Below are 13,015 nucleotides of genomic sequence, written 5' to 3' on the forward strand. Positions count from 1 at the left end.
CCAGGAGCTGTGATGTCCGCAAATGAATCCCCCGCGGGCGCACGCCCCGGACGCGCTGAAACCCCACCGGCCGATCATTGGCAGCGCTGGGCAAACACCTCGCCCGCCGCTGCGCCCACGCTTGTCGCGGTCTCCTCCGCACCGGCCGATGCGGGCGGCAGCCTGGGCACGCCGCCGCCGCTGCCATCCGCACCGATGGACGCAGGCAACGGCAACGATGCACCCGCCGCCTCGGACTCGCCGTACCGCGTGCTGATCGTCGAAGACGACCGTGCCCAGGCCCTGTTCGCGCAGAGCGTGCTGCACGGTGCCGGCATGCAGGCCGAGGTGCTGTCCGATGCCGATGGCGTGCAGCAGGCGATCCGCGAACTGCGCCCCGACCTGATCCTGATGGACCTGCACCTGCCGGGCCTGGATGGCATGCGCCTGACCGCGATGATCCGCCAGCAGCCGGGCATGCAGCTGCTGCCGATCGTCTTCCTCAGCGGCGACCCGGACCCGGAGCGCCAGTTCGAAGTGCTCGACAGCGGCGCCGATGATTACCTGAGCAAACCGATCCGCCCGCGCCACCTGATCGCGGCCGTGGCCAACCGCATCCGCCGCGCCCGCGCGCAGGCCGCCACCCTGCCCGGCGCCAGCGGTGCACCGGCCACCAGCAACCCGGAAACCGGCCTGCCGACCCGCCACCACGTGCTGCAGCAGCTCAGCACGGCGCTGGAGCAGCGCGACCGAGGTGGCGTGTTCTTCGTGGAGATCTCCAGCGCGCTGGGCCTGCGCGAGCGCTATGGCTATGCCGCCTTCGAGCGGCTGATGGTGCAGGCCGGCCAGCGCCTGGCCGAAGCCGGCCACCCGCACCTGCTGGCACGCCTGAACGACAACAGCTTCCTGCTGCTGGCCCGCGGCGCCGACGAGGAAAGCCTGGAAGGCATCGCCGCCGCACTGCGCGAGCAGCTGTCCGCGCGCGCCTTCGTCATCCGCGACGATGAATCGGTGCACCTGCGTGGCGTGGTCGGCTATGCGCCGCTGTCGCCGGGCTTCGACGATGCCAACAGCGCGCTGGAAGCCATCGAGCGCACCACCCTGCAGGCCCGCCTGCTGACCGCCGGCGTGGCCGGCCACGTGCATCGCCAGGCGGTGACCGAGCAGGAACACCTGGCCCTGCTGGAAGGCCAGTTGGAACTGGCCTACCAGCCGATCGTAGCCGTGGCAGGCGGCGATACCGCGCAGTACCAGCTGCTGCTGCGCCTGCGCCAGGCCGATGGCACCGTACTCACCGCCGGCCAGGTCATTCCGGCTGCCGAAGCCGCGGGCCGCATCGCCGATCTGGACCAGCAGGTGCTGGAACATGCGATGGGCCTGCTCGACCTGTACCGCCACGCGACCCAGCCGCTGAACCTGTTCGTCTCGCAGTCGCTGCGCACGCTGCAGCGCGATGCGTTCGCCGACTGGCTGCTGGAATCGCTGCAGCAGCGCGACCTGCCCGGCACCGCACTGGTGATCGACGTGCGCCTGCCCGACGCGCTCATCCACACCGTGCCGCTGCAGCAGTTCTGCCAGCGCATGGCCAGTGCCGGCGTGCGTTTCTGCCTGAGCCAGTTCGAGCCGGGCAGCGAAGCCGATGCCCTGCTCACCCAGCTGCCGCTGTCGTTCGTGCGCATGGCCGCGCGCTTCTCCAGCAGCCACTCCAACCCGGGCACCCGCGAGGAACTGCGTCGGGCGATCGATCGCGCGCATGCCGCAGGCCTGCAGATCATCGGCCAGCAGATCGAGGATCCGCAGGCAGCGGCGGCGATGTGGGTCGGCGGCGTGGACTACATCCAGGGCAACATGGTGCAGTCGGCGGGCAGCGACCTGAACTTCGACTTCCACAACGCGGTGCTCTGAGTGCCGCTGACGGTCGCGCTGCTGGCAGCTCTGGTGCTGGCCGCCAGCGTGGCGCTGGCACTTGGCCTGCGCCTGCGCCAACGCGGCCAGGCGCTGGCGGCCCTGCAGCGCGAACGCACCGTGCTGACCAGCGAGCGCGACCAGCTGCGCCGTACCACCGAGCGCCAGGGCCAGCTGGAACAGCAGCTGCTGCAGGCCAAGCAGGCCGCCGAGGCGGCCGCGCTGGCCAAGGGCGAGTTCCTGGCCACCATGAGCCACGAGATCCGCACGCCGCTCAACGGCATCCTGCCAATGCTCGAGCTGATCGCACGCGGGCCCCTGGGCGAGGATCAGCGGCAGATGCTGGCCACCGCATCGGTCAGCTCGCAGCAGCTGCTGCGCATCGTCGATGACATCCTCGATTACTCGCGCCTGGAAGCGCAGGCCCTGGAACTGGAGATCACCAGCTTCAACCTGCGCGAGCTGTTGGACGGCGTGGTGCAGCTGCTGCAGCGCGCTGCCGAATCGAAGGGCCTGGTGCTCGCCCTGCAGCTGGACCCGGCCGTGCGCCTGCCGGTGCGTGGCGACCCGGTGCGCCTGCGCCAGGTACTGACCAACCTGCTGGCCAATGCGATCAAGTTCACCGCGCGCGGCCAGGTGCAGCTGCGCGTGCAGCGCCTGGGCGAAGGCCCGGCCCAGCACCAGCTGCGGTTTGAAGTGGTCGACACCGGCATCGGCATCGACGCCACCCTGCAGTCACGGCTGTTCCAGTCCTTCAGCCAGGCCGATGCATCGACCACCCGCCTGTACGGCGGCACCGGCTTGGGCCTGGCCATCTGCAAGCGCATCATCGACCTGATGCACGGCCAGATCGGCGTGCAGTCCAGGCCCGGCCAGGGCGCCACGTTCTGGTTCGAGATTCCACTGCTGAAGATCCCCGGCGACCTGCCGGCACTGGCGCGCGCGCCGTCGCCGCTGCTGCTGCACAGTGCCGATGTGGCGCTGCAGGCGCGCGTGGAGCGCATCGCTGCCCACCACGGGCTGCCGGTGCAGGTGCTGGCCGAGCGCGATGTGCTGCTGGAGCGCCTGCGCGCTGCCCCACGCCCGGGCCAGCCGAGCCCGGCGTGGCTGCTGGTGGATGCCCGCTCGCGCCGTGGCGGCGAAGCGACGCTGCTGCGTACGCTGGCCGAGCGCGGCGCGGACGACACGCTGCAGGTGCTGTGGCTGCAGGACGAGCCCGCCCCCGCACAGGCCCGCCAGCAACAGCTGCCGGCCAGTTTCAACGACGCCCACCTGCATGCCGTGCTGGCCGCGCCCACCGCCAGCGTGCGACCGGCAGCCCTGCTGGCCACCGCCGAACGCGGCCAGGCACCGGCCACGCTGCCGCCGCTGGATCTGCGCGTGCTGCTGGTGGAGGACAACGCGGTCAACCGCATGGTGGCCGAACAGCTGCTGCGGGTCTTCCAGTGCGACGTGCGCAACGCCGCCGACGGCGAGCAGGCCCTGCTGGCGCTGGGCGAGGGCGGCATCGATGTGGTGCTGATGGATTGCCAGATGCCGGTACTGGATGGCTATGCCGCCACCCGCCAGTGGCGCAGCGAGGAAGCGGCACATGGCCGCGCGCGTCTGCCGATCATCGCCATGACCGCCAATGCCATGGCCGGCGACCGCGAGCGCTGCCTGCAGGCCGGCATGGATGATTACCTGTCCAAACCGATCAACCGCGAAACCCTGCATGCGCTGCTGCAGCGCTGGGGCGAAGCGCCTGTTGTTGTCGACTGCCACGATGCTTCCGAAGCCGTAGAGTCGAGCTTGCTCGACTGTCGTCATGCCGAAAACAGTCGAGCAAGCTCGACTCTACTGGACAACGAAGGTCGGCCAGGCGGGACACCTCCCGCGCCCGACGCGGACACTCCGCCGCAGCCGGTGCTGGACCGCAGCGTGCTTGAGGAACTGCAGGATGTGATCGGCCCGGCCGCACTGCAGATCGTCGCCGTGTTCCTCGAGGATGCTCCGGCACTCGTGCAGGCCCTGCAGCAGGCAGCACAGGCCAACGACATCGAGCGCCTGCAGGCGCTGTCGCACACCCTCAAATCATCCAGCGCCAATGTCGGCGCACTGTCACTGTCGGCGGTGGCCCGGCGCATCGAGCACGAAGCCCGCGCGGGCAGCCTGCAGCGCCCCGCGGTGGCGGTGGCGCTGCTGGTGGCCGAGTTCGCCCGCGCACGCGTGGCGTTGACCGGCTACTTGGCCCAGGAGCGGTAGCGTCGAACTTGCGCGACTACCGCTTTGTAGAGTCGAGCCATGCTCGACTGCTGTTGGAAGACGCAGTCGAGCAAGCTCGACGCTACCCGCAGCGCCGCTGGATCAGTCTTCCAGCTTGCTCAGCAGGTACTTCGGCTCGCCGATGCGCTCGACCAGGTCCAGCTGGGTTTCCAGCCAATCGATGTGCTCTTCCTCTGCATCGAGGATGCTGGTGAACAACGAACGGCTCACGTAGTCGCCCACCGAGTCGGCATGCGCCACGGCGTTGCGCAGCACCGCCACGGCGTCCTGCTCCAGCGAGAGATCACACTGCAGCATCTCCGGCGGGTTCTCGCCGATGCGCAGCTTGCCCAGCGCCTGGAAGTTCGGCAGGCCTTCGAGGAACAGGATGCGATCGGACAGCGCGTCGGCGCGCTTCATCGCATGGATCGATTCCTTGTATTCGTACTCGGCCAGTTCCTTGATGCCCCAGTTCTTGAACATCTTGGCGTGCAGGAAGTACTGGTTGATCGCGGTCAGCTCGTTGAAGAGGACCTTGTTGAGGAATTCGATGACCTTGGTGTCGCCCTTCATGGGAATGCTCCTGCACGCTGAAAACGCAGGCACTGTATCGCTTTGAGGGCGCGCGTGAAGGAACGCGAATCGTGCGCATTGGCCTGTGCGGCCAGCGGCGGAACGTCAGAGACGCGGCGTCATAGCGCCGCGGGGTACGGCTCAGGCAGCCTGCAGGCCGAGAACGGGCAGCGGCAGGTCGTGGGTGGCCAGTGCCTTGGCCAGCAGATCGCCGGCCATGTCCAGGCAGGAACCGCAGGTCGCGCCGCAACCGGTACGCATGGTCAGCTCGCCCACCGTGGTGACGCCATGGCTGGCGGCCTCGCGGATCTGGTGGTCGGTGACTCCGTTGCAGATGCAGACGTACACAGGCGGGAACCGGGCTGACAGGCCAGAAGCGGCCTGGTGCCCATTCCAATGGAAACGAGAATGGTTGTCAATCAGAGACCTGAACCATTCTCGCTACCGTTCATCCACTCAGCCGGAAGGCCCGTCGCCCTGCACCTTGCGGGGCCAGTAGCCCTTGCTGCGCGGGCGCTTGCGCGGGCGGTCGTGGCCTGCGGTATTGCCCGGCATCCAGGCCTCGGCGGCGGTCTTGGGCATGGCGGTCACGCCCTGCCCGGCCACGCCGCGCGCCAGAGGCGCCAGGTGGCGCAAGGCACGCGCATAGACCCCACGCTTGAACATCACCACGTGCTCGACCGGGTACCAGAAATCGACCCAGCGCCAGTTGTCGAACTCGGGCGAGTCGGTATGGTCCAGCCGCACATGCGATTCATCGCCGGTGAGGCGCAGCAGGAACCAGACCTGCTTCTGGCCGATGCAGACCTGCCGCTCGTTACGGCGGATGGCCCGGGCCGGCAGCTTGTAGCGCAGCCAACCCGGTGTCGCCCCCAGCACTTCTACGTGCTCGGGCAGCAGGCCGGTCTCTTCCTGCAATTCACGATACATGGCCTCGACCGGGGTCTCGTCGGTGTTCATGCCACCCTGCGGGAACTGCCAGCCATCCCGGCGCACACGTCGTGCCCAGAACACCTGCCCGTCCTGCCGCATCAGCACGATGCCGACGTTCGGTCGATAGCCGTCCGGATCGATCACGATGCGGACTCCTAAGAAAATCTACTGGTCGGGACTATCCCATGCCGTCTGTCGGCCCACAAGCTCGGCACAAAAGTGTTGACAGGCCCGATACACATGAGCAGAATAGCGGGCTCACCAAGGCTATGTAGCTCAGCCGGTTAGAGCACAGCACTCATAATGCTGGGGTCGGTGGTTCGAGTCCACCCATAGCCACCACACTGAAAATCAAGTTGTTTTTCAGTGTGAAAAGTGAGAAAATAGTTTCACGTTACATTGCCCCTTAGCCAAGCGGTAAGGCACCTGACTCTGACTCAGGCATCGGTGGTTCGAATCCATCAGGGGCAGCCAAATAAAAAAGCAAAAAGCCAGATCGAAAGATCTGGCTTTTTGCTTTTTTATTTGGTCGCGCATTCCACCTTATCCCCGCGCCTGTCGGCGCGCCCCCTTGAACATCAAGGTGGCTCCCCTCCAGAGAGAACCCCGGGGTCGGACATGCAAAAAGACGGGTAGTGCCGGCCGCTGGCCGGCAATGTGGAAGTGCATGTTCGCAAAACGACAAAAGCCCGGCCGAAGCCGGGCTTTTGCTTTTCCAACCAGCGGGCTCCCGAAGAAGCCCAACCCGGCGCGATGGATCAGCGTCCGGGGTCGGATCCTTTTCCGCAGGAAAAGGTTCTGACCCCACCCGCCCGACATCCGGATCCACGGGTAGTGCCGGCCGCTGGCCGGCAACCACGAAATACCCGATCCCAAAACGACAAAAGCCCGGCCGAAGCCGGGCTTTTGCTTTTCCAGCCAGCGGGCCCCCGAGGGAGCCCAACCAGGCGCGATGGATCAGCGCTTGGAGAACTGGGTGGCGCGGCGGGCCTTGTGCAGACCGACCTTCTTACGCTCGACTTCACGGGCGTCACGGGTCATGAAGCCAGCCTTGCGCAGCTCGGACTTCAGGGTCTCGTCGTACTCGACCAGAGCACGGGCGATGCCCAGACGGATCGCACCGGCCTGGCCGGTGGTGCCGCCGCCAGCGGCGGTGACCAGGATGTCGAAGCTTTCGGTGTTCTTGGTCAGCTCGAGCGGCTGGCGCACGATCATGCGCGCGGTCTCACGACCGAAGAACTCGTCCAGCGGACGGCCATTGACGGTGATGTTGCCCGAACCCTTGCGCAGGAAAACGCGAGCGGTGGAGGACTTGCGGCGGCCAGTGCCGTAGTTTTGAGTGATAGCCATGATTAGATATCCAGAACCTGCGGCTGCTGTGCGGCGTGCGGATGCTCAGTGCCGGCGTAGACCTTGAGCTTGCGGTACATCTGGCGACCCAGCGGGCCCTTCGGCAGCATGCCCTTCACGGCGATCTCGATCACGCGCTCCGGGTGGCGCTCCAGCGCCTGTGCCAGGGATTCGGTCTTCAGGTTGCCGATGTAACCGGTGAAACGGTGATACATCTTGTCCTGCAGCTTCTTGCCGGTGACGGCAATCTTTTCTGCATTGATGACGACCAGGTAGTCGCCGGTATCAACGTGGGGGGTGTAGACCGGCTTGTGCTTGCCGCGCAGACGGCGGGCCAGCTCGGTGGCGAGACGGCCCAGGGTCTTGCCCTCGGCGTCGACGAGGTACCAGTCGCGCTGGACGGTCTCGTTCTTGGCAGTGAAAGTGCTCATGAAGAACTCTAGGTTAGGTCGGGCTCATTGCGGCGAAAGGCTCGCCGGAACTCTGCCACGCGTTGTGAAAAGGTGAAGCGTAAGAGGCGGGATTGTACTCACCCTGGCGGCCCGGTGCAAGCCAGACCCTGTGCCGGGTTGGCAGGGGGCCGGGGCCGGGCGAGAATCGGGGGTCCCCCGCCCCACCCATGCCGCCATGACCGTGCTCCGCCAGACCACCCCGCTGGACCACCTGCTGACCGAGGCGCAGCGCGCCCTGGACACGGTGTTCGGCAACCCGCCGGCATCGCGCCCCTACCCGGCCGCCGATACCGATGAGCCGGGCATGGACACGGCACAGCGCCGCCACGCGGCGGGCCTGATGCGGATCAACCACGTCGGCGAGGTCTGCGCGCAGGGCCTGTACTTCGGCCAGGCCGCGGTCGCCCGCGACCCGTCCACCCGCGAGCACCTGCTGGAAGCGGCCCAGGAAGAGACCGACCACCTGGCCTGGTGCGCCACCCGGCTGGGCGAGCTGGACAGCCGCCCCAGCCTGTTCAACCCGCTCTGGTATGCCGGCAGCTACACCATCGGCACCCTGGCCGGGCTGCGCGGCGACGGCTGGAACCTGGGCTTCGTGGTCGAAACCGAACGCCAGGTGGAAGCGCACCTGGACGAGCACCTTGTCGACCTGCCCGCGGGCGACCTGCGCAGCCGCGCGGTCATCCGGGTGATGAAGGAAGACGAAGCCCGCCACGCTGAGCACGCCGAACAGGCCGGCGCCCGCCGCCTGCCGTTCCCGATCCCGGGCGCGATGGCGCTGGCATCGAAGGTGATGAAGCACATCGCTTACCGCATTTGAACGGCCGCCCCCACCAACGGTGGGGGCCTACCAAAGAGGTGCGCCGAGACCCCGACGGCGGGGCCCGCCCAAGGTGCGGCGGTGCCCGACGGTAGGGCCCGACCGTTGGTCGGGCCGCCTTAGTTCGGCGAGACCAGCTTCAGGCCGATCACGCCGGCCACGATCAGGCCCACGCAGGCCAGGCGCGCCGGCGAGGCGCTGTCGTTGAACAGGAAGATGCCCAGCACCGCCACGCCCATGGCGCCGATACCGGTCCAGATGGCGTAGGCCGTGCCGACCGGAATGGACTTCATCGCCTGGCTCATCAGGAACAGGCTGATCAGCGCCGCCACCACGGTGGCGACGGTGGGCAGCGGCTTGCTGAAGCCTTCGGAGTACTTCATTCCGAGCGCGAAGCCGATTTCGAACAGGCCGGCCAGCAGCAGGTAGATCCAGGGCATGAGTGGGGGCTCCTCACCTTGTTGAAGAAAAACAAAACGGCCCGGTGTTTTCACACCGGGCCGTGGGTCGGTACATCACCGTGGAACTGGAAACTGCGCAAAAACCGCGTTCCACGGGGCGGGTCGTCCCGCCTGGGTGGCGATGCCAGGGGCATCGCGCACGGGTCTTACTCGGACAGGTTGCGGCCGTGGAACAGCTCTTCGATCTCGCGCTTGAGCAGCGCTTCGATCTTCATGCGTTCCTTGAACGACAGGTTCTTGGCCTTTTCCTCGAACAGGTACTGGTCCAGGTCGAAGTCCTTCAGGTGCATCTTCGTGTGGAAGATGTTTTCCTGGTAGACATTGACGTCGAACATCTCGTAACGCGACTTGATGTTCTTGGCCAGGAAGTTCTGGATCGAGTTGATCTTGTGATCGATGTAGTGCTTCTTGCCCTTCACATCGCGGGTGAAGCCACGGACGCGGTAGTCCATGATCACGATGTCCGATTCCAGGCTCTCGATCAGGTAGTTCAGGGCCTTCAGCGGCGAAATGACGCCACAGGTGGCCACGTCGATGTCAGCGCGGAACGTCGCGATACCTTCCTGCGGATGGGTCTCCGGGTAGGTGTGGACAGTGATGTGGCTCTTGTCCATGTGCGCGACCACGGCATCGGAGATCAGCTCCTTGCCGGCCTGCTTCTTGTCGATCACCGGCTCTTCGGAGATCAGGATCGTCACCGAGGCACCCTGCGGATCGTAGTCCTGGCGGGCCACGTTCAGGATGTTCGCGCCGATGATCTCGGCGACATCGGTCAAGATTTGAGTCAGCCTGTCGGCGTTGTACTCTTCATCGATGTATTCAATGTAACGCTGACGCTCCTCTTCGGTGCGCGCGTAACACACGTCATAGATGTTGAAGCTCAGCGCCTTGGTGAGGTTGTTGAAACCCTGCAGCCTCAGGCGAGGCAACGGCTTGACCACGGCGGTCGATTCCTGTGTAAGAAGGGAAAGAGTGAATTATGGGGCAAAGTGTCCCCGGGGGGAACGTGAAGAGCTCACGACTCTGGCACACTATTTGCCCTTAACAGGAGCGCTGGTTAAGCTCCGCCATCGATCCTGTGAATCCGTTCATGCGCAGAGGGAGCGCCCCTATCGTGTCAACCGTGCGCCTAGCTAGCAGCCCATTGGCCTTGGACATCGCCACAATCGACCGCTTTCTGGCTCACAGCCACAGGCGGCGGTACCCCACCCGGACTGACGTCTTCCGCCCTGGAGACCCGGCGGGGACCCTGTATTACGTCATCAGCGGCTCGGTTTCGATCATGGCCGAGGAAGATGACGACCGCGAGCTGGTGCTGGGCTATTTCGGCGCAGGCGAGTTCGTCGGTGAGATGGGCCTGTTCGTGGAGTCGGACCGCCGCGAGGTGATCCTGCGCACGCGCACCGCCTGTGAACTGGCTGAGATCAGCTACGAGCGCCTGCACCAGCTGTTCCTGGGCCCGCTCTCGGCCGATGCCCCGCGCCTGCTGTACGCGCTGGGCCAGCAGATCTCCAAGCGCCTGCTCGATACCAGCCGCAAGGCCAGCCGCCTGGCGTTCCTGGACGTGACCGACCGCATCGTGCGCACCCTGCACGATCTGGCCCAGGAGCCGGAATCGATGAGCCACCCGCAGGGCAGCCAGCTGCGCGTCTCGCGCCAGGAACTGGCGCGCCTGGTCGGCTGCTCGCGTGAAATGGCCGGCCGCGTGCTGAAGAAGCTGCAGACCGACGGCCTGCTGCATGCCCGCGGCAAGACCGTGGTGCTGTACGGCACCCGTTGATCGATGCGTGTCTGCCGGGCATCGCCCGGCGGCTCCGCGGACGTGCGACCTGCCATCGCACGCCCCGCACACGCGCATCCGCTAGGCTCGGTGCATGGAACTGAGCAGCGAGTTCTGGTGGTTCATCCTCATCGGCCTCGGCGCACAGCTGGTCGACGGCGCGCTGGGCATGGCCTTCGGCCTGGTGTCATCGTCGGTGATGCTGGCGATGGGCATCCCGCCGGCGCAGGCCAGTGCGGCCATCCACACCGCCGAAGTGTTCACCACCGGCGCCTCGGGCGTGTCGCATCTGGTCGCCGGCAATGTCGATAAACGCCTGTTCTTCCGCCTCGCCATTCCCGGCGCGGTGGGCGGTGCGGTGGGCGCCTACGGGCTGACCCAACTGCCGGGCGAAGTCATACGCCCGCTCATCTACCTCTACCTGCTGGTACTGGCCATCATCATCCTTGCGCGTGCGGCCGGGCGGCTGATGCCCAAGGGCGAGGTCAAGCGGGTGCCCGTGCTGGGCTTCGTGGCCGGCTTCCTCGATGCCAGCGGCGGCGGTGGCTGGGGCCCGGTGGCGACCTCCACCCTGCTCGCCCGGGGCGGCCAGGCACGCACCACCATCGGCACGGTGAACGCGTCCGAGTTCGTGGTGACCCTGACGGTGTCGGCCACCTTCCTGATGTCGATGGGCCTGCATCACCTGCAGATCGTGGCCGGCCTGCTGATCGGCGGCATGATGGCCGCACCGGTGGCGGCGCTGCTGGTGAAGCGGCTGAAGGAGCGCTGGGTGCTGGTGGCGGTGGGCGTGCTGGTGCTGGCCATCAGCCTGTTCCAGATCGGCCATGCGTTGACCGGGTACCTGGGGCGCTGAGCGTGCGCCCTGTTTGCCGGCCAGCGGCCGGCACTACCGGGTAGTGCCGGCCGCTGGCCGGCAGATCCGTCATCGTGCGGTGGGGTCAGATCCCCGAAGGGGCTCTGACCCCGCCCGGACTAGGCCTTCTCGCCGCCGCGGTCCACGCAGCCCCAGTTGAGGATGCGGGTGCCGGCCGGCAGCACTCGGCGGAAGAACTCCACCTTGCCCGGCTTCGGGTTCACCACCACCGGGGCCTTGGCCGCCAGCAGCAGCGGCAGGTCGGCGGTGCTGTCCGAATAGGCGATGTCGATCTGCCCATAGCCGCGCTCGCGCAGCATGCGCATCTTTTCTTCGTTGTGGCAGTGGCGGGTCGGGCCCACACCGCCCAGGCGCGGGCCGACCTCGGTGCCGATCACCGGCACGTCCTGGTGGGCCACGAAGCCGAGGATGGCGCGGGCCAGCTCCGGCGGTGCGCCGGTGGCGACCACCACGCGGTCGCCCTGGGCCCGGTGCGCGGCGAACACCTCCAGCGCCTGCGGCAGCAGCTTGGCGCGCATCTGCGCCTCGTTGCGCAGCACGTAGGCATCGATGACCTTGTTGAAGTCACGCGCCCGGTGCAGGCCGAAGCTGCCGATCCACACGTAGACCGAAATGCCGGTACGGCGGGTCGGCAGCATCGCCACCAGCGGCCCGGCGATCGGCGTGACCAGCAGCGCGGCCAGCATGCGCAGCGGATTGCGCTTGATCAGCGAGGCGAACAGGTGGGTGCCCGAATCACCGTCGTAGAGAGTGTGGTCGAAGTCGAAAACGACCAGCGGCGCATCCTCGCGCGGCATTGGATAGTGCGTTGTCATGCCCCGAAGAATAGCTGACGCAGGCCCTCGCCCGGTTCTTCCACGCGCATGAAGGCCTCACCCACCAGGAACGCATGGATGCCGGCGTCGCGCATCAGCGCCACGTCCTGCGGGCCCAGGATGCCGCTCTCGGTCACCAGCAGGCGGTCGCGCGGCACCGCCTTCTGCATGTCCAGGGTGGTCTGCAGCGAGACCTCGAAGGTGCGCAGGTTGCGGTTGTTGATGCCGATCATCGGCGCCGGCACCTGCAGGGCGCGCTCCAGTTCGTCGATGTCATGCACTTCCACCAGCACGTCCATGCCCAGCGACAGCGCCAGTTCGGACAGGGTGGCCAGCTGGGTGTCGTCCAGTGCGGCCACGATCAGCAGGATGCAGTCGGCGCCCAGCACGCGGGCCTCGTACACCTGATAGGCGTCGATCACGAAGTCCTTGCGCAGCACCGGCAGCGTGCAGGCCTCGCGGGCCTGCTGCAGGTAGGCATCGGCGCCCTGGAAGAAGTCCACGTCGGTCAGCACCGACAGGCAGCTGGCGCCGCCGAACTCGTAGCTGACGGCGATGTCGGCCGGGCGGAAGTCGGGGCGGATCACGCCCTTGGACGGGCTGGCCTTCTTCACCTCGGCAATCACCGCCGGGTCGCCGTTGGCCACCGCCGCCTGCAGCGCGCGCACGAAGCCGCGCACCGGGGGGGCACTGGCCACGGCCGCCTGCAGCGCCTCCAGCGGGCGCTGGGCGCGGCGCTGGGCCACTTCTTCGGCCTTGCGGGCCAGGATCGTCTGCAGGATGTCGCTCATCGTCGTCGCTTCGGTACTGGGGCGGTGAGGACGGC

Annotated in this window: 14 protein-coding genes and 2 tRNA genes; 7 read left to right on the top strand and 9 right to left on the bottom strand. The window is 67.0% G+C overall.

The features are described 5' to 3' along the window. Positions 1–12: 12 nt before the first annotated feature. Both C1925_RS18890 and C1925_RS18895 read left to right on the top strand, forming a co-directional pair. Positions 13–1,884: an EAL domain-containing protein gene (locus C1925_RS18890; RefSeq protein WP_108770238.1), complete on the top strand. Its 1,872-nt coding sequence runs from the start codon at positions 13–15 to the stop codon at positions 1,882–1,884. Further along, a complete protein-coding gene (locus C1925_RS18895) occupies positions 1,885–4,128 on the top strand; it encodes a hybrid sensor histidine kinase/response regulator (RefSeq protein WP_108770239.1) in 2,244 nt (747 codons plus the stop codon). A 102-nt stretch (positions 4,129–4,230) separates the two neighbouring features. Here the strand turns inward: C1925_RS18895 and bfr are convergent, their stop codons facing one another. The 3 genes from bfr to C1925_RS18910 all read right to left on the bottom strand — a co-directional run bounded on the left by bfr (position 4,231) and on the right by C1925_RS18910 (position 5,778). After that, positions 4,231–4,701 carry a bacterioferritin gene (gene bfr / locus C1925_RS18900; RefSeq protein ID WP_108770240.1) on the bottom strand — a complete coding sequence of 157 codons (471 nt, stop codon included), beginning with the start codon at positions 4,699–4,701 and terminating at the stop codon, positions 4,231–4,233. 141 nt (positions 4,702–4,842) lie between these two features. Further along, positions 4,843–5,049, bottom strand: a complete 207-nt coding sequence (locus C1925_RS18905; RefSeq protein ID WP_079223871.1) for a bacterioferritin-associated ferredoxin — start codon at positions 5,047–5,049, stop codon at positions 4,843–4,845. A 108-nt stretch (positions 5,050–5,157) separates the two neighbouring features. Next, on the bottom strand, positions 5,158–5,778 hold the full coding sequence (locus C1925_RS18910; protein WP_108770241.1) for an RNA pyrophosphohydrolase: 621 nt from the start codon (positions 5,776–5,778) through the stop codon (positions 5,158–5,160). 121 nt (positions 5,779–5,899) lie between these two features. Between C1925_RS18910 and C1925_RS18915 the strand changes: the two genes are divergently transcribed. Both C1925_RS18915 and C1925_RS18920 read left to right on the top strand, forming a co-directional pair. Further along, positions 5,900–5,976 (top strand) — tRNA-Met (locus tag C1925_RS18915). Positions 5,977–6,034: 58 nt separating this feature from the next. After that, positions 6,035–6,108, top strand: a tRNA-Gln gene (locus C1925_RS18920). A gap of 483 nt (positions 6,109–6,591) precedes the next feature. On the opposite strand, the gene rpsI is transcribed toward C1925_RS18920, so the two are convergent. Both rpsI and rplM read right to left on the bottom strand, forming a co-directional pair. Next, a complete protein-coding gene (rpsI, locus tag C1925_RS18925; protein WP_005411311.1) occupies positions 6,592–6,984 on the bottom strand; it encodes a 30S ribosomal protein S9 in 393 nt (130 codons plus the stop codon). A 2-nt stretch (positions 6,985–6,986) separates the two neighbouring features. Further along, a complete protein-coding gene (gene rplM, locus C1925_RS18930) occupies positions 6,987–7,415 on the bottom strand; it encodes a 50S ribosomal protein L13 (RefSeq protein WP_005414692.1) in 429 nt (142 codons plus the stop codon). 196 nt (positions 7,416–7,611) lie between these two features. On the opposite strand from rplM, the gene coq7 reads away from it, so the two are divergent. Next, positions 7,612–8,256 carry a 2-polyprenyl-3-methyl-6-methoxy-1,4-benzoquinone monooxygenase gene (coq7, locus tag C1925_RS18935; protein WP_108770242.1) on the top strand — a complete coding sequence of 215 codons (645 nt, stop codon included), beginning with the start codon at positions 7,612–7,614 and terminating at the stop codon, positions 8,254–8,256. Positions 8,257–8,375: 119 nt separating this feature from the next. On the opposite strand, the gene sugE is transcribed toward coq7, so the two are convergent. Together sugE and speD are read right to left on the bottom strand one after the other, a co-directional pair. Then, a complete protein-coding gene (sugE, locus tag C1925_RS18940) occupies positions 8,376–8,696 on the bottom strand; it encodes a quaternary ammonium compound efflux SMR transporter SugE (RefSeq protein ID WP_108770243.1) in 321 nt (106 codons plus the stop codon). A 167-nt stretch (positions 8,697–8,863) separates the two neighbouring features. Further along, a complete protein-coding gene (speD, locus tag C1925_RS18945) occupies positions 8,864–9,658 on the bottom strand; it encodes an adenosylmethionine decarboxylase (RefSeq protein ID WP_006473908.1) in 795 nt (264 codons plus the stop codon). Between the two features lie 149 nt (positions 9,659–9,807). On the opposite strand from speD, the gene crp reads away from it, so the two are divergent. After that, the gene (crp, locus tag C1925_RS18950) at positions 9,808–10,497 is read left to right on the top strand and encodes a cAMP-activated global transcriptional regulator CRP (RefSeq protein ID WP_079225401.1); all 690 of its coding nucleotides are present in this window, start codon (positions 9,808–9,810) and stop codon (positions 10,495–10,497) included. A gap of 94 nt (positions 10,498–10,591) precedes the next feature. Continuing rightward, on the top strand, positions 10,592–11,353 hold the full coding sequence (locus C1925_RS18955) for a sulfite exporter TauE/SafE family protein (RefSeq protein ID WP_108770244.1): 762 nt from the start codon (positions 10,592–10,594) through the stop codon (positions 11,351–11,353). Positions 11,354–11,472: 119 nt separating this feature from the next. Here C1925_RS18955 and C1925_RS18960 read toward each other — a convergent pair whose 3' ends face one another. Continuing rightward, positions 11,473–12,189 carry a haloacid dehalogenase-like hydrolase gene (locus tag C1925_RS18960; protein WP_108770245.1) on the bottom strand — a complete coding sequence of 239 codons (717 nt, stop codon included), beginning with the start codon at positions 12,187–12,189 and terminating at the stop codon, positions 11,473–11,475. Continuing rightward, positions 12,186–12,980 carry an indole-3-glycerol phosphate synthase TrpC gene (gene trpC, locus C1925_RS18965; RefSeq protein ID WP_108754390.1) on the bottom strand — a complete coding sequence of 265 codons (795 nt, stop codon included), beginning with the start codon at positions 12,978–12,980 and terminating at the stop codon, positions 12,186–12,188. Before trpC ends, C1925_RS18960 begins: the two co-directional genes overlap by 4 nt. Positions 12,981–13,015 lie beyond the last annotated feature (35 nt).

Source organism: Stenotrophomonas sp. SAU14A_NAIMI4_5 (assembly GCF_003086795.1).
In the GTDB taxonomy this organism is placed as follows: Bacteria; Pseudomonadota; Gammaproteobacteria; order Xanthomonadales; family Xanthomonadaceae; genus Stenotrophomonas.

Excerpts from the sequence above, each read along its gene's own strand:
- crp (WP_079225401.1), top strand. The coding sequence starts at position 9,808 with ATGCGCAGAGGGAGCGCCCCTATCGTGTCAACCGTGCGCCTAGCTAGC.
- coq7 (WP_108770242.1), top strand. The coding sequence starts at position 7,612 with ATGACCGTGCTCCGCCAGACCACCCCGCTGGACCACCTGCTGACCGAG.
- C1925_RS18890 (WP_108770238.1), top strand. The coding sequence starts at position 13 with ATGTCCGCAAATGAATCCCCCGCGGGCGCACGCCCCGGACGCGCTGAA.
- trpC (WP_108754390.1), bottom strand. The coding sequence starts at position 12,980 with ATGAGCGACATCCTGCAGACGATCCTGGCCCGCAAGGCCGAAGAAGTG.
- sugE (WP_108770243.1), bottom strand. The coding sequence starts at position 8,696 with ATGCCCTGGATCTACCTGCTGCTGGCCGGCCTGTTCGAAATCGGCTTC.
- C1925_RS18960 (WP_108770245.1), bottom strand. The coding sequence starts at position 12,189 with ATGACAACGCACTATCCAATGCCGCGCGAGGATGCGCCGCTGGTCGTT.
- rpsI (WP_005411311.1), bottom strand. The coding sequence starts at position 6,984 with ATGGCTATCACTCAAAACTACGGCACTGGCCGCCGCAAGTCCTCCACC.
- bfr (WP_108770240.1), bottom strand. The coding sequence starts at position 4,701 with ATGAAGGGCGACACCAAGGTCATCGAATTCCTCAACAAGGTCCTCTTC.
- rplM (WP_005414692.1), bottom strand. The coding sequence starts at position 7,415 with ATGAGCACTTTCACTGCCAAGAACGAGACCGTCCAGCGCGACTGGTAC.
- C1925_RS18955 (WP_108770244.1), top strand. The coding sequence starts at position 10,592 with ATGGAACTGAGCAGCGAGTTCTGGTGGTTCATCCTCATCGGCCTCGGC.